The sequence below is a fragment of the Thalassospira sp. HF15 genome, assembly GCF_011806525.1.
In the GTDB taxonomy this organism is placed as follows: Bacteria; Pseudomonadota; Alphaproteobacteria; order Rhodospirillales; family Thalassospiraceae; genus Thalassospira.
Genome location: NZ_JAAVKI010000001.1, coordinates 68,922 through 87,546 on the forward strand (window position 1 = coordinate 68,922; position 18,625 = coordinate 87,546).

12 protein-coding genes are annotated in these 18,625 nt (G+C 54.6%); 10 read left to right on the forward strand and 2 right to left on the reverse strand.

Annotated elements, in window-relative coordinates; translation table 11 throughout:
* Positions 1-90: 90 nt before the first annotated feature.
* Positions 91-1,230: a peptidase C39 family protein gene (locus HED22_RS00365; protein WP_167717786.1), complete on the forward strand. Its 1,140-nt coding sequence runs from the start codon at positions 91-93 to the stop codon at positions 1,228-1,230.
* Between the two features lie 36 nt (positions 1,231-1,266).
* Here HED22_RS00365 and HED22_RS00370 read toward each other — a convergent pair whose 3' ends face one another.
* The gene (locus HED22_RS00370) at positions 1,267-3,237 is read right to left on the reverse strand and encodes a GNAT family N-acetyltransferase (protein WP_167717787.1); all 1,971 of its coding nucleotides are present in this window, start codon (positions 3,235-3,237) and stop codon (positions 1,267-1,269) included.
* 293 nt (positions 3,238-3,530) lie between these two features.
* On the opposite strand from HED22_RS00370, the gene HED22_RS00375 reads away from it, so the two are divergent.
* Entirely contained in the window at positions 3,531-5,546 is a 2,016-nt protein-coding gene (locus HED22_RS00375) for an autotransporter assembly complex family protein (RefSeq protein ID WP_254869639.1), read from the forward strand.
* Positions 5,543-9,979, forward strand: coding sequence for a translocation/assembly module TamB domain-containing protein (locus tag HED22_RS00380; protein ID WP_167717788.1), 4,437 nt, complete (start codon positions 5,543-5,545; stop codon positions 9,977-9,979). Before HED22_RS00375 ends, HED22_RS00380 begins: the two co-directional genes overlap by 4 nt.
* Positions 9,980-9,991: 12 nt before the next feature.
* Here HED22_RS00380 and HED22_RS00385 read toward each other — a convergent pair whose 3' ends face one another.
* On the reverse strand, positions 9,992-10,876 hold the full coding sequence (locus HED22_RS00385; protein ID WP_167717789.1) for a MurR/RpiR family transcriptional regulator: 885 nt from the start codon (positions 10,874-10,876) through the stop codon (positions 9,992-9,994).
* Between the two features lie 481 nt (positions 10,877-11,357).
* On the opposite strand from HED22_RS00385, the gene HED22_RS00390 reads away from it, so the two are divergent.
* The 7 genes from HED22_RS00390 (at position 11,358) to HED22_RS00420 (ending at position 18,569) form a co-directional block, all read left to right on the forward strand.
* A complete protein-coding gene (locus tag HED22_RS00390) occupies positions 11,358-11,879 on the forward strand; it encodes a TRAP transporter small permease (protein ID WP_167717790.1) in 522 nt (173 codons plus the stop codon).
* The gene (locus HED22_RS00395; RefSeq protein WP_167717791.1) at positions 11,876-13,156 is read left to right on the forward strand and encodes a TRAP transporter large permease; all 1,281 of its coding nucleotides are present in this window, start codon (positions 11,876-11,878) and stop codon (positions 13,154-13,156) included. Before HED22_RS00390 ends, HED22_RS00395 begins: the two co-directional genes overlap by 4 nt.
* Before the next feature lie 97 nt (positions 13,157-13,253).
* Positions 13,254-14,309, forward strand: a complete 1,056-nt coding sequence (locus tag HED22_RS00400; RefSeq protein ID WP_167717792.1) for a DctP family TRAP transporter solute-binding subunit — start codon at positions 13,254-13,256, stop codon at positions 14,307-14,309.
* Between the two features lie 87 nt (positions 14,310-14,396).
* Complete coding sequence (locus HED22_RS00405; protein ID WP_167717793.1) at positions 14,397-15,866, forward strand: M81 family metallopeptidase; 1,470 nt, start codon at positions 14,397-14,399, stop codon at positions 15,864-15,866.
* Positions 15,867-16,154: 288 nt separating this feature from the next.
* Positions 16,155-17,006: an alpha/beta hydrolase gene (locus HED22_RS00410; RefSeq protein ID WP_167717794.1), complete on the forward strand. Its 852-nt coding sequence runs from the start codon at positions 16,155-16,157 to the stop codon at positions 17,004-17,006.
* A gap of 127 nt (positions 17,007-17,133) precedes the next feature.
* Entirely contained in the window at positions 17,134-18,075 is a 942-nt protein-coding gene (locus HED22_RS00415) for an ornithine cyclodeaminase family protein (protein ID WP_167717795.1), read from the forward strand.
* Positions 18,072-18,569 carry a thioesterase family protein gene (locus HED22_RS00420; protein ID WP_167717796.1) on the forward strand — a complete coding sequence of 166 codons (498 nt, stop codon included), beginning with the start codon at positions 18,072-18,074 and terminating at the stop codon, positions 18,567-18,569. Before HED22_RS00415 ends, HED22_RS00420 begins: the two co-directional genes overlap by 4 nt.
* Positions 18,570-18,625: the final 56 nt, after the last annotated feature.

The window sequence follows — 18,625 nt, forward strand, 5'->3', positions numbered from 1 at the left end:
ATCGCATAAATTGCACTATTCCTTTTTTGCGTTTCATGACGATATATCCGCGCATGCTATTGTTGCATGATTTTATCAAGTGATAGCGGTATGACGTCAAACGCACGCCACCTTCCCGACATACGACTTCGACTGGCTGAGAGTTCTGATCTCGATGCGTTGTGCGATATTGAAAACCGGTCCTTTGAGGTCGACCGACTGACACGGCGCGCCTTCAAACGGTTTGTTGGTAGTGAAACCGCGCGTTTGACCGTCGCGGAAGCCGGCAAGGACGGGACTGTTGTTGGCTATGCGCTGGTGATTTTTCGCCGTAACGTGGCGCTTGCCCGGCTTTATTCAATAGCAGTGTTACCCGATCATCGCGGGCAAGGGATTGGCCGTGCCTTGATCGCACAGGCCGAAGAACTCAGTCTTGATTTCGGGACGCCGATCATTCGCCTTGAAGTCAGCCAGAAAAACACAGACGCGATCCGTTTGTTTACGGAAAACGGTTATCGCGAGTTTGACCTTTATCCGGATTATTATCCCGATCATTCAAATGCGCTGCGTATGGAAAAGGTGCTTGTTCCCAATGCCATGCATCTGCCATCACCCATTCATTTTTATCATCAGACTTTGCCATTCACCTGTGGTCCGGCGGCCCTGATGATGGCGATGAATGCGCTTGATGGCGATATCGAACTGGATCGTAGTCTTGAAATTGCGCTTTGGCGCGAAGCCACCACGATTTTTATGACATCCGGGCAGGGCGGCTGTGGTCCGCTTGGATTGGCATTGGCTGCATATAAGCGCGGCTTTGAGGCCGAAGTGCTCAGCAGCCGCGATGGTCCTCTGTTTGTTGATACGGTGCGTAAACCGCAAAATCGCGAAGTTGTCGAACTGGTGCATTATGACTTTGCCCGTCAGGCGCTTGATGCCGGTATTGCGGTCACAACCGGGCCGTTTGGCATTGCCGAGATCGAAGAACGCACAAAACGGGGCAAAATGGCACTGGTCCTGATCAGCCAGTACCGCATTTATGGTGACAAGATTCCGCACTGGGTGGTGGTGTCGGGCTTTGACGAGCGCTTTGTGTATGTCAGTGACCCTGATATTGGCGAAGATCATGAACCCTATACGGGAAGTGATTGTCTGTCGGTGCCAATCCTGCGCCAGGAATTTGATCTGATGGCGCGCTATGGCCGCGACAAGCTGCAAGCAGCCGTGTTTATTGACAAAAAGGCCGGGTAGAGCCCGGCCTTTTCTGTGTGTAGGTGTTGCGTTGTCTTATGGTCGCGCGATCTTGCCAAGCAAGTGCGCAATGATCCGGCGATACAGATCCATGCCCAAAACAACGTCTTCGACCCCGGCATCAATATTGGGGTTGTCATTCACCTCGATCACCATCGGGCCGTATGGCGTTTCCTTGACGTCCACACCATAAAGCCCATCCCCCATCAACCGGGCAGAGGCGAGGGCCGTGGCAACGATGTCAGCCGGCGCGTCTTTGATCGCAAGGGTTTCAAATCCGCCTTCCTCAAAGCTTTTGCCATCATCTTCGTGTTTGACGATCTGCCAGTGACCCGGCGCCATGAAATAGCGGCTGGCAAAGATGGCCTCACCACCCAGAACCCCAATACGCCAGTCAAACGTGGTTTCGACATATTCCTGAATGACCAGAAGTTCGGAGTTCTTGAACATCTCGGTCGCGATTTCGTTCAGGTGTTCTGGCGACTTGACCTTGCGCACCCCGCGCGAAAAGCAACCATCGGGCACCTTCAAGACCGACGGGAAGCTGAATTGCTTTGCGATCTCAGAAATGCGGCGCTTGTCGAAAATCGCACTTTTCGGTGCCGGGATACGGTGTGTGCGCAGCAACTCGGCCAAATAAACCTTATTGGTACAACGCAGCATCGAGTCCGGATCGTCGATTACCGGAATGCCTTCCTTCACCGCGCGCTTGGCAAAGCGATAGGTGTGGTGATCAAGGGCGGTGGTTTCGCGGATCAGAAGGGCGTCAAATTCGGACAGATGATGGAAATCCTTGGCGGTAATCAGTTCGGCCTTGGCCCCCAGATCCGATGCAGCCTGCACGAAGTTGGCAAGGGCTTCCTTGTCAGACGGCGGCAGGACTTCATCCGGATCATGCAGAATGGCAACAAGGGCTGTCGGCGGGGTGACGTTGCCCTGTTTACGCACACGTCCGCGCAAATAGGCCCGCAAAGCGGCCTCGAACTCGGCAAGGTTGCTGTCATCAAGCTGGCCGACGGATGGGGCTTCGATTTCACGCAAAATCTTGCGGTCCTGCTTGTTCAGATGCAGGCGCAGGATCGGGCAGCGGAACTGATCAAAGGCACGTTCGCCAATCTGGCGAAACTTCTTGTCAGCAGTCCGCCCGAAATAGACGTCGATATGATCTGGGGCCTGATTTGATGTCTGACCGGATTTTTCCAATGCCTCGATGATTTGCGGGCTGAGTTCGGCGCGTGCGGTTTTTTGCAGGCGCTTCCAGTTCAGATCCAGAAGAACGTCCGCTTCGGGAATGACACGTTCTGCGCGGGCCGCAGCCAGAAGGCTGCAATAATAGCCGCGTGACAGATATTCATAGGACTGACACAGGTTGATTACACGCCGGTTGCGCACCCCGTGATCAAGTGCAAGATAATCGCGCACCCGCATCACACGCGCCCCCGAAACCGCAAAGCGCAGGTCAGACAGCCGGTCGACAAGGATCAGGGGCGCGCCAGTCGCAACGGCCGGGGATATAGCACCTTCACCATCATACAGCGCATGTTCAAGGCGGATGCCATCACTGCCATCCTCGTAATATCCCGGAAGGTCGGTGATGCGGGTATAGCCATGACGTTCATAAAGATTGCGCGCGGTTTCGTTACTTACGCGCACTTCAAGGCGCATGCTTATGCAGCCCGCATCCATCGCAAGGTTTTCAAGCCCGGCCAGAAGTTGGGTGCCCAAACCCTTGCCACGCCAGTCCTTTGCAATTGCCAGCGAATAAATCCGCGCTGTCACACTGTTGGCGCGCAGCAACAGCAGCCCATACCCGACGATATCAGGATGATCGGCATCCCCGGCATCCGCGACCAAAAGGCGCGCACTGGTCTGACGCAGGAAACGTGAAAACGACGCACGCGAGATCAGGTCACTTTCGAAATTTCCGGTTTCAAGGGCGCAAAGGCCATCGAGGTCGGTACGCAAGGCATTGCGGATGATGACGGTTTCGGTCTGGGTCGAAGTCACTGCAAGGACCTCCTGCGGTGGGGTTTGGCAATCTGGTTGCTCTCAACTCCCGGTACGCTCAAAGTGGAAATCTCACAAGCGCGTTTATTGTTCACAGCCATGCCTTTTTTTCATGGATGATGGCACAGGTCGCACTCGACCAGAGCAACGAATGAAAATATGGTATTTTCAAAAGACTGCTGTGAAACATTTAATCATCCTGATCGTTTGCACCTATATGGAAAAGAAGGTTCAATCGGAACTGGATCAGTCATAGCCCATCTTGCTGGTGGGCCTATCAAGGGCACGATGGTTTGAATAGTTACCTCCCTCGCACTTTCCCGCGTATCGGGCGCCGTGCTGCTATTGTTCCGCTGTTGCTGGCGGGAACGATGCTGGCGGCTTGCGCATCGGACGAGGACGGCGGCGGGGTGCTTGGCTTTGGCGGCGGGGCCGCGAACGAAGCCTTGCCCAACGATCTGCAAACCACGATCCCCTATGAAGTCGACATCACCGGCATCGATACCCAGGAAGAAAAACTGATTGCAGCACTGAATTCCGTCAGTACCGCCCGGCGATTGCAGTCACGCCCGACCGCATCGCGCGCAGGCCTACAACGCCGCGCCGAAGACGATGTTGAACGGTTCCAGGCTGTCTTGCGATCCAACGGATTTTATGACGGTCAGATCACTTTCGATATTCGGGAAAAGGCACCGCACAGTCCATCAGACAATGCGTTCGAACCCAACACACCAGTTCAAGGTGCCAAGGACGATAGTGTCGCGGGGCAGTCTGGTGAAGATGCGCTGGAAACAAGTCCCGATCAGCCGACACCGCTGGTTCTGACCTACACTGTCGATGTTGGTACGCCCTATCTGATCTCGGCGGTAAACCTTGTGATCACGTACCCCGATCGCGTGGTGGAACGCCATGCGACGGACAAAGAACTTGAAAAGACTCGTCTGGAAATCGGGCAACGCGCAACCGCTGAACCGATCATTCTGGGTGAGCAATATGGCGTCGATATCCTGCGGGAACAGGGCTATCCGCTTGTCGAGGCGGGAAAACGTAAAATTCTGGCCGACACCGCGCAAAAAACGATCACCATCAATTATGCCTTTGAAACCGGGCCGCAGGCTGACTTTGGCGATATCACCGTGAATGGGGCAAAGGATGTCGATCCAGACTTCATTGCCAGCTATCACAGTTGGGAACCGGGTGAGCAATATCACCCTGATCAGGTCCGCACCACGCGCCGGGACTTGGCACAAACCAACCTGTTTGACAGTGTGATTGTCAAAGTCGCCGGGCCGGTAAAGGACAATGGTGAAGTTCCGGTCGAGATCGACGTGGTTGAACGCAAGATGCGTTCCATCGGGGGCGGGGTGAACTTCTCGACCGCTGATGGCCCGGGTGCCAATGCCTTTTGGGAGCATCGCAACCTGTTTGGTGCGGGCGAGAAATTGCGGCTTGGCATCGATGTTTCAAGCCTTGAGCAGGGGGTATCGGCCCAGTTCAAAAAACCGCAATTCCTTGAACGCCGGCAATCCTTCGTCGCCGAGGCAGATGCCAAGAACAACGATACCGATGCCTATAAGGGCTCGACCGTGGACAGCTTTGTGGGTATTGAGCGCCCGCTTTGGGAAAACTGGACAACGACATTTGGTGTCACGGCTGAGTATTCCGATCTGACCGGATCCGACTCACCGAACGAACAATTCTATCTGGCCGGGTTGCGTGGCATCTTGCGCCATGACAACACTGATAACCCGCTTGATCCGACCAAGGGCAACCGGTTTGAAATCAATGTCTCGCCCTATCTGGGACTGTCAGACAAGGATACCAATTTCACCACTGTATCCCTTGCCGGGTCGCAATACCTATCTGTTGATGATGAGGGAGATTACGTTTTCGCTGCCCGTGCGCGCACCGGTACCATCATCGGCGAGGAACGCGGAAGTCTGCCATCGAACAAACGTTTTTATTCCGGTGGTGGTGGTTCGATCCGCGGCTATGAATACCAGAAGGTCGGACCGCTTGATGATACTTCAGATCATGATCCATTGGGCGGTCGTGCGGTGCTTGAACTTGGCGCCGAATTTCGGGCTCGCGTGACCGAAAGTTTTGGCGTCGTGCCCTTCATCGAAGGCGGTAATGTCTATGCCCGATCCGAACCCGAAGACCTTGATCTTTTGTGGGCGGCCGGTCTTGGTTTCCGGTATTACACGGCGGTGGGGCCGTTGCGCTTTGATGTCGCGGTTCCGCTGGATAAGCGGCCCAATATTGATGATGATTTTCAGTTCTATATCAGCCTGGGACAGGCATTTTGACCAAGTCTGACACTTCGCCCCCGATTGATCCGAAGCCCACCCAAACGCGCCGTTCGATGAAAAAATGGCTGCGATATGGTGCCTATGGTCTTGGCGGAACAGTCCTTGGCCTTGCGGGTGCGATTGCCGTTGCCGGCACTGGCCCGGTGTTGCGTATGGCAACGCCCTTTATCAATGAAACGGTTTCTGCAGCGACCGACAGCAGCTTTGAGCTTGGCCGGATCGAAGGCAGTCTCTGGACTGATCTGACACTTGATCAACTGGTCATGTACCGCGCCGCCGACGGGCTTCATGTGGACTTGAACGATGTCATGTTCGATTGGTCTCCGCTGGAGCTGCTGCGCGGGCGGTTGCAAATTAATCAGTTCAATCTGGCATCTGCCAATGTCATTTTGCCGGATGGCACCGCGCCCGCGACAGTCGAAGAAGACGACGATGGTGGCGGTGGTTTCACAATGCCGCTTTCCATTTCGCTTGATGCGCTTGAACTTGGCGAAATCGCCGTTGTAGACCAGGTCACCGGCAAGAGCTTCTTGTACGCGCTAAGCGGTCGGGCGAAGGTTGGCACAAACCTGTCTGCAACCGCATTTCTTGATCTTCAACCGCGTGATGGCGGCACGGACCGGATGAAGCTTGATCTGGACTTTGATGGTCCGGGGCAACGACTGGCCGCCGAGATTGATGGTGCCTTGGGGCGTGAGGGCCTTGTCATGACGCTGGCCGGTGTTGATCCGACCGAGGCGACTGACATCAACATTGCGCTCAGAGGTGACGGACCGGCCAATAACTGGAAAGGTACGCTTGACCTTTCAGCGGCAGACTATGCATCGCTTCAAAGCGATATTGGCGTGCAGCTTTCGTCTGATGTTCTGGCCTTTGCCCTTGATGGGGCGCTTTCGCCGCAGGAACGCGTCACCGAGCAGCTGCCCGATGCACTTCATAAAGACATCGAACTCGGTATTGGTGGGGTATTTGACCAAGGGAACGAAACCCTTTCGCTTGATCGGCTTTCGATTGCGATGGACGATGCACTGGCTGTTTCCGGCATAACCGAAATCGACCTTGATCAAAGCCAGATTGCGGCGGATATCAAGGCCGATATTAACCCCAAAATGTCCGCACTATTTGATGGTGCCGTGTCTTGGGCGGAGCTTGGGCTTTCGGTTCAGGCCAATGGCAATCTGTCGATGCCGGGTCTTGCGCTGCGGATCAATGGGCGTGATGTCAAAACACCTGTTTCCCGGATTGCTGATCTTGCCCTGCAGGCTGATATGTCTGCGCCAAACGATGTTGACGAGAACCTTCAGGCGGCAGTGGCACTTTCGACATCCGGTACGGCTTGGGATGATCCGGGTCTTGCCGCGTTTCTTGGCACAGAACAGAGTCTTTCGCTTGATGCGGAAATGTCACCGGATTTTGCCAATATCTCGGTCCGTGATCTGGCACTGAACATGCCGGAAATCGCGCTGCGCGGGCAGGCGAACGTGAACAAGGATCTGGTGGTTTCAACATCAAACCTTGTGGCCGATATCCGCGATCTGGCGATTTTTGCGCCGATTTCCGGGCTTGATCTGCGCGGGCGGGGGCAGGTGGCGTTGCCCAACCTGACATGGTCAAACGCGCAAGGCCTTGAAACCGGTCTTGAGGTTTCCGCAAGTCAGGCAGGTTTCGGGATGGCTGATCTTGATCGTATCATTGGCCCGGAACCGCGCATCACCGGCAAGGTTACCCTGGCACCTGACCTTGATCTCAGTGTTGATTTGGCTGCCCTTGATATGGCGATGATTGACGGCCCCTTGACGCTCACCATCACCGAGGCGTTTGAGAAACTCGCCCTTGAAAGCAGACTTGAAATCGCACCAGGTGCTGTGCCGCCCGACCTTGGTCTTGAAATTTCACCGGCGACACTGACTGCCAATCTTGAAGGTGCCCTGACAGCGCCGCCGGGAACGATCAAGCTCAGCGTGCCCAGTCTTGATGTCGCCGGTCAGAGCTTCTCGGATGTCGTGCTGACAAGTCGTATGACATGGTCCGATCAGTCGGTGTTGTCTCTTGGCAATGACGTGGATTTCATGCTGGGAAACCGGGCCTTCACGCTTGCGGCCAATGTTGTGTTGCCCGCAGATGAATTGCGTGTCGAGGCGATCTCGCTGAGCGGGCAGCATCTGGCTCTGACGGGCGACATAACCTTGCCTGAATACAGCATTCCAATGCGCGGTGATGTTGTGCTTTCAAAACTCGAGGCCGAGCTGCTTGATCAGTTTGGTATCGGGTTTAGCAATGGGACCGTGATTGCCGATATCGCCCTTCGTCCGGAAAGTGAACGCCAAACCATCACGGTTTCTGCCGCTGCCAAGGGGCTTCGGATGGCGAGCCCCGATAACGCCAATCCGACGATGATTGAAGATGTCGAACTTGACGCAACAATTGGCAATGCGTTCGATGCACCCGAGATTTCGGCAACGCTTGACGGTCGGGACATTGCTGCCGGGACGCTGGCGCTGGATGAGTTTGGTCTTGATGTGAAAGGCGGTCTGGATGCGCTTGCAATCACTATGGACAGCTCCGGACTATATCAGGGCAATGTACCGATCTCGACCGACGTGGTCGCGGACCTTTCGCTTGGTGATGATATCCGTGTTCAGGCCAGCAAGCTTGACGCGAACATCGGTGATCAGGCAATTGGCTTGCGTAAGCCGTTGGAGTTTGTTCTGCGCGCAAACGGTCGGCAACAACTTGATGCTGATCTCACCGTCGGGACAGGGTATCTGATCGCAAGTCTTGATCAGGAAGCCGGACAAAGGTCAGTTTCCGGGGAGCTCCATCTTAACGATGTCGATCTTGGACCTTGGGGCCGGATTTCCGGCTATGACGGTCTAAGTGGCACAGCAAATCTGGATGCCAGCCTGCGCGAAACCCGTGGCAACTTGCCAACTGCAGAGGTCAATGGTCGGATTTCGGGTATCACCGCAAAGGCGGTCGAGGACCTCAAACCGTTTGAAATGCTCCTTGATATCAAGCTTGCCGACGGCACCCTTTTCGGCCAGATATCCCTTGGTAATGGTGATATCGAGGCCCTGACCGCTGAGGGTACTGTACCGCTTGCGATCTCTGTGCTTGAACAGGAATTCAGCCCGGATCTTTCGGCGCCGGTTTCGGGCCGCATGCGCCTGAATGGCGAGATTGCCGAATTCTGGCCCTATGTCCCGGCCCCCGATCATCAGGTGTCGGGCAAGATCAAGCTTGCACTTGATGTCGGCGGGACGCTTGATGATGTGCGGTGGAACGGGAATGTTTCCCTTGCCGATGGTCGTTACGAAAACCTTGAATACGGTACCATCCTTGATCAGATGGCGCTTGAAGGCACCTTTGATCAGGAAGGGCTTTCCATCCCGTCCTTTACCGCGACGGACGGGGGCAATGGCACGGCAAAGGCATCTGTCGATCTTGATTTGCTGGGTGGCGGGGAAATCAGCTATGACGTGTCAGCTGATCTGCGCAATGTTGCCCTGTCGCGCAAGGACGAATTGCTGTTTTGGGCTGATGTGCAAACCAGCGTGACCGGCTCACAGGCCGAGGCCGATATTCAAAGCACCGTCTCGGTTCTGCGCGGCGAAGTGGATTTGACGCTGGCTTTGCCCGAATCAGTGCCGACCATAGAAGTTGAAAACCTGCCTTCTACGTCGCAAACCGATACGCCCGAAGATAACGCGCAGGAAGAGGACGGCTTTACTGGCAATCTTGATGTCACTGTCGATATCCCGGGCAAGTTGTTCGTGCGCGGCAAGGGGCTTGATTCCGAATGGGGTGGGCGGCTCGATATCTCCGGCACCACAGATGATCCGCGCATAAGCGGACAATTGTCTGCCCTGCGCGGGCAGCTCGATGTGATCGGCAAGACCTTTGTTATCCGTGATTCCCAGATCACCTTTGCCGGGGCGTCACCGCCCGATCCGATGCTGGACATCGAAGGGGTTTATACCACCGAAGACCTTGTCGTGACGGCCGGTTTTCAGGGACCTTCAAGCGATCCGGAATTGGTGTTGTCCTCCAACCCGTCACTGCCTGAGGACGAGATCCTGTCGCAGGTCCTGTTTGGCAAATCCCAAGGCAGCCTCTCAGCGGTGGAAGCCGTTCAGTTGGCAAGTGCGCTGAATGAATTGTCTGGTGGGGGCAGCGGCCTTGATCTGGTGGGCAGTATCCGGCGCTTTATCGGTGTGGATGTTTTGCGTGTTGGCGGCGGTGAAGACGGGCCAGAGGTCAAGGTTGGCAAATACCTGACCGAGGGCGTCTATGTCGGGACCAAGGCGGGCTCCACACCGGGATCAAGTGGCGTCGAAGTCGAAATCGAAGTGACGCCAAACATCAGTGTGACCAGCGAAAGCACCGAAATCGACAGCAAGGCTGGCGTTCAATACAGACTTGATTACTAAGGTTCGCCGCTATTAGTCGCCGATCGGCTGGTGCCCGGTTGGGGGATTAACCGTCAGCAGTGATGAACGAATGCGCCTCAGCTTTTCCTTGGCCTGATCGGGCATGCGCCGTGCCACAGCAGTTGCGATGACATCGATGGTCGCCAGAAAGGCGTGGCGTGTCGCGGTTGGCTTATAGATATCGGGGTTTTCTGGCATATTGATTGATACGACCAGATCACTCTCAGCGGCAAGCGGGCTGTCCGGGTTGGTCAGCGAGATGACCTTTGCGCCATATTGGCGCGCAATGGCTGCGGAATGGATGATTTCGGTTGGACGACCGCTGGTGGAAATCGCAAACACCACGTCCTCGGCACCCAAGGTCGAAGCAAGCATGCGCTGCAAATAGCCATCACTTTGCGATTGGGCAGGAATGCCCAGACGGAAAAATCGGTTTGCCGCATCAAAGGCCACAGTGGTTGAACCCCCTCCGACCCCGAAAAACGCAATCTGGCGCGCCTTGACCAGAATGTCGGCGGCTTTATCAATTTCATCCGATGAAATCTGATCGCGCAGCAGGCGTAAATTATCGATGATCACGCCCAGAACATGGCTTGAAAGAACGTCCGCGGCGGTTGTGTCGTCTGAAATGTCTTCCGATGTCAGATACTGAATGCTGACGGCAAGGTTCTGTGCCAGACGGATTTTGAAATCACGGAATCCGTCGCAGCCCAATGTGCGACAAAACCGGATGACAGTCGGTTCGCTGACCCCGACATTCTTGGCAAGATCGGACAGGGCGATGGTTGTGACATCTTCCAGATGTGCGCTGACATAGTCCGCGACCAGTTGTTCGCGGTTCGGAAATTTGCCGGACTGGCTGCGCAGCAGGCTGATAATGTCGGCGGTTTGTTGCATGGAATCCACCCGATCCGTCTATATGGTTTGTTGTGTCAAAGCAGACACCCTATTGGGAAATAACATTATTTCCGTTTGCAGGCGAAAGCCACAATTTCAATTCAAACGATAGATGATGGCAGCAAGTGCGTGCGGGCCGACATCAAATTTCATTCGTTTTGCCCTTCATTAACCCGGTCGCAATCGACATGTAGTTATTGAGAGCGCGCGACGGTGACAACACCGATTTCGGGGCAGGGGCCTTGTTGCCTTGGGCGTCTTAATCCTTGATCCAGTTCGTAAATTTCGCGGCGAAATCAGCTTGGGCAGCGATGTCATCACGAGAATGAATAATGTAGTTAAGCTACGTATAACAGTTTATATGTCAGTTTCAGAGCGGAAAAATGAAATTATGGAGTTAAATTATGTAGACAAACTACAAATTGGACATCAGTATGTAGAAAAATTACACAACATTTGATCAGTGGAGAGTTTGGCGGAGATGGCTTTACGCCGCATTGAAACCACAGCTGCGACCGCAAGCCGGTCCCTGAATTGGCTGGTTGAACGCATCATCGCAATGTTGATGCTGGTGCTTGTTCTGGATGTCTGGCTCGGTGTTGTTGACCGATATATCTTTCATTGGCAGCTTCCCTGGCCCGAAGAACTGGCGCGGTATCTGATGATCTGGGCGGCACTTCTTGCCATTTCGGCGGGGATCGCCCGGCGCGAACATATCGGGATTGGCATGTTTGTTCTAAGCCTTCCGATGCCGATCCAGCGCACAATCCTATTTGTCGTTGATCTGATTGCACTGGCAGCCTTCCTGTATCTGGCGATTTATGGATTTGATTTTGCCCAGGGCGGTATGCGCCGTCAGGCGATGATCTTTGGGATGTCGCTTGCACTTCCTTATGCCGCTGTACCCGTGTCGGCATTGCTTGCAGCCATTCAGTTGCTTCTTGTTGCCTTGCGTGATCAGGGCCGTTTCGTTCCGGCTGACCTTGCGGAGAACGCAGAATGATTGTTGCCATTATCTTTGTCGTTCTGATGGTTCTGGGCATGCCGATTGGCTTCGCCCTTGGTGTTGCAGGTGTTGTTGGCTTGTTTGACATGGGTGGGGGGATGTTTTTGTCCCAGGGCCCAAGCAAGGTCTTTAACGGACTGAACGTTTTCCCGTTCCTTGCCATGCCGTTCTTCATTCTGGCCGGTGAAATCATGAACCATATCGGCATTACCAGCCGGTTGGTGAAATTCGCCCAGGCCCTTGTTGGTCATATGCGCGGCGGGCTTGCGCACACCAACATGCTGGCATCGGTCTTCTTTGCCGGTTTGACCGGGGCTGCGACCGCCGATGCAGCTGCATTTGGCAAAACGCTTGTCCCGGCCATGGTTGAACGCGGTTATCGCCGTGATTATGCCTGTGCGGTCACGGCTGCCGGATCGATCATTGGCCCGACCATTCCGCCTTCGGGCTTGATGGTTGTGTATGGATCGCTGATGGGCGTTTCGATTGGCGGGCTGTTTGCCGCCGGTATTCTGCCCGGTCTAATGATCTGTCTGATCTGCATGACCGTGATTGCGGTTACCGCGCGGTCCAAGAACCTGCCGAAAAACGAACGCCGTGCATCACTTCTGGAAATCTGGAAGATTTTCAAATCATCCATCACGGCACTCATCATGCCGTTGATCATTCTGGGCGGGATCCTTGGCGGGATTGTGACCCCGACCGAGGCCGCATCGGTTGCGGTTGCCTATGCGCTGTTCATTGGCGTGTTTGTTTACCGGGCACTCAGCTTTGCTGATTTCTTCAGGATGCTGGTGCGCACCGCCCGTGTGACCGGGGTGATCTTTGTCATCATCGCCTTTGCCTCGATCCTGGGCTGGTGGCTGAGCTTTAACCGTATTCCGCAAGAAGTCGCCGAGATGGTGCTCGGCGTTTCAGAAAATCCATACATTGTGATTTTCATGATCGTCGGTCTGCTTTTGATGATCGGCATGGTGATGGATATCAACGCCATTCTGATCATTCTGGCGCCGGTTCTGGTGCCGCTGACCGTTCAAATCGGGATGGACCCGATCCATGCCGGGATCATCTTTATCCTTGCACTCAATATCTCGCTGATGACGCCACCTGTCGGTGCCTGTCTGTTCGTCTTGTCATCCGTGACAGGGGAAAAGCTTGAAAAAATTGCGGCACAGCTTTGGCCATTTCTTTTGGCCGAACTGGGCGTGCTGTTTCTGTTTGCCTTCTGGTCGGACCTTGCCCTCGTGATACCGCGATTGCTGGGTTTCCGTTAGGCCAGCGGGATGATTACAGCCCCGGTCAGGTCCGGGCCGGGGCACACACCACAATAATGCCGGACACATAAAGTCGTTAAATCAAGGAGAGGTAGAAATGAAAACCGTAAAGCGTTTGGGCGCAGCCGCCCTTGCAACCGCGATGCTGATGGGCAGCACTTCGATGGCCTTTGCCGAGCCGAAGGTTCTTAAATTCGCACATGACAACAAAGCCGATCCGTTCGAAAACCCGGCACATGCCTGTACCGCTGTTTTTGCCAACATTGTCGAGGCTGACACCAACGGCGAAATCGAGGTCGAAGTTTACCCGTCCAACCAGCTTGGTTCTGCTGCCGAGCATGTTCAGATGGTACGTGATGGTCTGATCCAGGGTACGCTGACATCGACTGGTGCGCTGGCGTCCTATTACCCGCGTATTGACGTTCTGAACCTTGCTTTTGCGTTCGACAGCAACGCATCGACCTATGATGTCTTTGATGGCCCGTTTGGTGAAACGCTGGCATCTGACATCGAAAATGAACTTGGCGATGTGAAGGTTCTTGGTTTCCCCGATACCGGTGGGTTCTTTGCTGTGACCAACTCGCAGCACTCGATTGCAACACTTGAAGATTTCAAGGGCATTCGTATCCGCACCATGTCGCTGCCGTCCCATCAGAAAATCATGCAGGCCCTTGGTGCCGAAGCATATCCGATGGCATGGGGCGAAGTTTATGCTGGTCTTCAGACCGGTGTGATCGATGGTCAGATGAACCCGGTTCCGACCGTGACCTTTGCCAAGTTCAACGAAGTGCAGGGCTACCTGACCCTGACCAACCATCTGTTCTCGCCATACACCATGATGCTGTCCAAGGCATTCTGGGATGACCTGACCCCCGATCAGCAGAAAATCATCCGCTACGCTTCGCAGTCTTGCGTTGTTGCAAGCCGCGGTGTGTCGCGCGTGATCGAGGCGTCTGACCGTGGTCTGGCCGGCCTGAAGGACAAAATGGAAATCACCGCGCTTTCGGCTGAAGATCGTGAAAAGTTCAAAGAGGCAACCCAGCCGGTCGTGGTCAAACACGTTCAGGAAAGCCTTGGCGATGAAGGTGTCAAACTTCTGAACCTGTTCAAGGAAGAAGTCGAGAAGGCCAACACCAACCGCTATATGGAATAAGCCATTCCAACTGCCGAAGGGGCGAGGATCTCGCCCCTTCGGAATTCATTATCTGATATGACAAGACCAATAACAAAGGCACGGGCAATGCGGATTTTTTGCGCCTCGATTGCAACCGAGACCAATACATTTTCACCTTTGCGAACTGATTTTTCCGATTTTCAGGAAAGCTTTTATGCCCCGCCGGGCCAGCATCCGGTGACACCGACACTTTGCAGTGCCGTCTTTACCGAAGGTCGCCTGCGCGCGGCCAAGGAAGGTTGGGACCTGATCGAAGGCACTGCCACTTGGGCTGAACCGGGCGGGCTTGTTAATCGCGAAACCTATGAACAGCTTCGCGACGAGGTCCTTGGTCAGCTTCGTGCGGCCATGCCGGTGGATGGCGTGATCCTTGGCCTGCACGGGGCGATGGTTGCCCAGGATTATCTTGATTGTGAAGGCGATCTGGTGGCGCGTGTTCGCGCCTTGGTCGGCCCTGATGTTGTGATTGGCACCAGCTATGATCCGCATAGCCATCTGACCGCCAAACGCATTGATAATGCTGATGTTATTGTCGCGTTCAAAGAATTCCCGCACACCGATTTTGTCGAAACCGGTCGGGCCGTGGTTGACCTTGTCTTGCGCACATTGCGCGGCGAAATCAAACCGACCAAGGCCATCTTTGATTGCCATATGATCGAAGTGCTGCCGACATCGCGTGAACCGATGCGATCCTTTATCGACCGGGCAAAGGCGATGGAAGGAACAGGCAATATTCTGTCGGTTTCCTTCATTCACGGATTTATGGCCGGTGACGTGCCCGATCTCGGGACCAAGGTGATTGTCATCACCAATGATAATCCTGCGGAAGCCAAGCAGATTGCACACGACCTGGGGGTTGAGCTGTTTGGTTTCCGTGGGGCCACCCGCCCCGATTTCGCCAAACCCGAAGAAGCCCTTGATCAGGCGCTGGCGTCCGATGCCAAACCGATTGTGCTGACCGATGTTTGGGACAATCCGGGCGGCGGCGTGCCAGGCGATAGCACCATTTTGTTGCGCACCGTGATTGAACGGGGTTTACGTGATTATGCCTTTGGTACCCTGTGGGATCCGATGGCCGTTCGGACCTGCTTTTCTGCGGGCGAGGGGGCAGTTTTACCCCTTCGCTTTGGTGGGAAAACCGGTGCGCATGCGGGTTTGCCAATTGATGCCGAGGTCCGGGTCAAAACACTGAAGCGCGAAGCCTGGCAATATTTTGGCGAAAGCATTGTGCCGCTTGGCGATTGCGCGGTGATCATTCTGCCCGACGGCGGTGAGGTGATCCTAAATACCAACCGGTCGCAAAGCTTTGACCCTAGCCTGTTTTCCAACATGGGGATCGATCCGGTATCAAAGAAATACCTGTTTATCAAATCGACGAACCATTTTTATGAGTCGTTTGCCAAAATCGCTGGCGAGATCATTTACGTCGATGTGCACGGACCATACCCGTCTGATCCGAAAACCAACGGATATCGCCATTTGACCCGTGCCTTGTGGCCGATTGTCGAAGATCCGTTTGCAAAGAAAGCCAGCTAGACATTTCACCTTGTGCCAGTCGCAAGCGGTTCAAAAGCCACACATTCGAGCCGTTAAAAGTCTCCCTGCTAAGGACTGGTCAAGGAATGGGCCATGATTGGGTTAGCGCCCGGTCATGGCTCTTTTTTTGAGCGGGCAGGGGGCAGGCTTCCCCATCATTCGTAAGCCTGACGGTGCTGGGGCATGTAATTAAAAACGCATGGATTTGGTGAAGTGATTGCAAACAGCCCGAATTTAAAGAAAGATTGAGTTGGGCGACGCACTCTTTCTGGCAAAATCGAGGTTTCAATGAGTTGGGGCGGTTTCACACCAGCAGAACTGGAATGGCAATATAACGCGTGTGAAACCGTGCCCGATTTCATGACGCATGTTGAACGGTGCGTGAAATTGTCTGATGAAGCGCGTGCCCAGCTGGGCGGCAAGATTGATGTGCGTTTCGGCGATGGCCCCAAGGAAACCATGGATGTCTACATGGCATCCGATCCGGGCGCGCCGGTACATGTGTTTTTCCACGGTGGCTATTGGCGCAGTCAGGACAAAAAAGACTATGCCTTTGTCGCGCGCGATCTGGTGGCAGCCGGGTTTACGGTGATTTGCCCGAATTACGATCTGTGCCCGGATGTGACGGTGGCTGACATCACCGAAGAAGCCGTACGCGCGATTGCCTATATCTATCAGCATATCGAGGAATTTAACGGCGACCGCGACCGGATTTCGATTTCCGGCCATTCGGCCGGTGGTCAGATCGTGGCCCGCCTTGCCACCCATGATTGGGCTGAAACACTCGGTGATGAGATGCCATTCGAGGCGATCATTCCGATTTCTGGTGTTTTTGATCTCGAACCGATCCGGCATACCACGCTGAACGATGATATCCGCCTTGATGAAGCATCGGCGGCGGATAATTCACCGATGCTCGATGGCGTGCCGCTTGATGCGCGTTTGATGGTGGTCGTAGGCGGTAATGAAAGCCCTGAATTCGTGCGTCAAAGTGATGCCTATGGCGCCTATTGCGGCAGTGCCGGGCTCAAGGTTTCGGTCTATAAGGCATGGGGTGCAAACCACTTTACAGTGCTTGAAGAAGTGTTTCTTGGCACCGGGTCACTGTTTGGCACGCTCAAACGGTTCTTGTTGCCGTAATCCCCCCGAAAAGTCTTGGAAAACAGCATAAAAAACTGTTGGTCTTCCTGTGACGTCAGTGCTGCGACGTGGTATAAAATATGACCGCTACCGCACTGAAAACAAAAATGCTTATACAGGAAGGCCCATGCGTTTCATTACTGCCGAAGATATCGAAAAATTCGTTTCGCCCCGCGATCTGGTTGAAGCCCTTCGCGACGGGTTTAAACAAGGCTGCGAAGCCCCGCTGCGCAGTCATTTCAACATGGAACGCAGCAACGAGGATGACGCAACCTTCCTGATCATGCCGGCCTGGCAGAAGGATGGTGCAGCAGGCGTGAAAATCGCTGCCGTCGTCCCGGGAAATTCGGCGCGAAATCTTCCGGCTGTATCGGGCACTTATGTTCTGCTGGATGCTGTGACCGGGCAGCCATCAGCCGTGATTGATGGCACCAAACTGACCACGCGCCGTACAGCAGCTGCGTCCGCGCTGGCCTGTGACTATCTGGCGCGCAAGGATGCCAGCGACATGGTCATGGTTGGATCGGGTGCGATGGCACCGCAATTGATCAAGGCGCATGCATCGGTTCGCCCGATCAAGAATGTCACCATCTGGAACCGCAATGCCGACAAGGCCACCAAACTCGCAACCGAGATTGCCGAACTTGGTTTTACTGCCAAGGGCACCGACGATCTGGAAGGGGCATGTAAATCGGCAGATCTGATTTCCTGCGCGACCCTTTCGACCGCGCCGCTGGTGCATGGCGACTGGCTGCGGGAAGGGACCCATGTTGATCTGGTCGGTGCGTTCAAGCCGACCATGCGCGAAACCGATGACGCGGTCATGCAGAAATGCCGCATTTATGTCGACAGCTTCGAAGGGGCCAGTGCCGAAGGCGGCGACGTGGTTCAGGCGATTGACAGTGGGGCGATATCGAAATCCGACATCATTGGCGATCTGTTCGGCCTGACGCGCGGGCAGGTCAAGGGCCGTGAAACGGACGAGGAATGCACCGTCTTTAAATCCGTCGGCCATTCGCTTGAAGATTTCGTTGCAGCGGTCGCGGTGGTGAAGGCTGTTGAAAAATGATCAGCACCGATCTGTTTGCACCCGAACCGCTTGAGGTATTTCGCGGGCATATCAAACCCGAATGGATTGATTTCAACGGTCACATGAATGTCGGCTATTACGTGGTCGCGTTTGATCTGGGTTCGATGGCGTTTCTGGACGCGGTGGGGATGGGATATACCTATCCCGAACGGCGCGGTGGATCGACCTTCGGGCTTGAAATGCATGTGACTTATGATCGCGAAATCCACAAGGATGATCCTTATGTCATCCATACCCGGGTTCTTGATTGCGATCAGAAACGCATCCACATGTATCACGAAATGCGTCACGGCTCTGAGGGCTGGCTGGCCTCGACCAATGAAATCATCACCATGCATATCAACATGAAGGAACGGCGTTCAGCACCATTTCCCGATGACATCATGGAAACGCTGAACAAGATCAAGGATGCACATGCCAATCTGCCAACCCCGTCCGGGGTGGGGCGCAAGATCGGTATTCGCCGCAAATAAAAATGCAAAACCCCGCATCATCAGATCGCGGGGTTTTGTTCGAATATCGCTCGAAC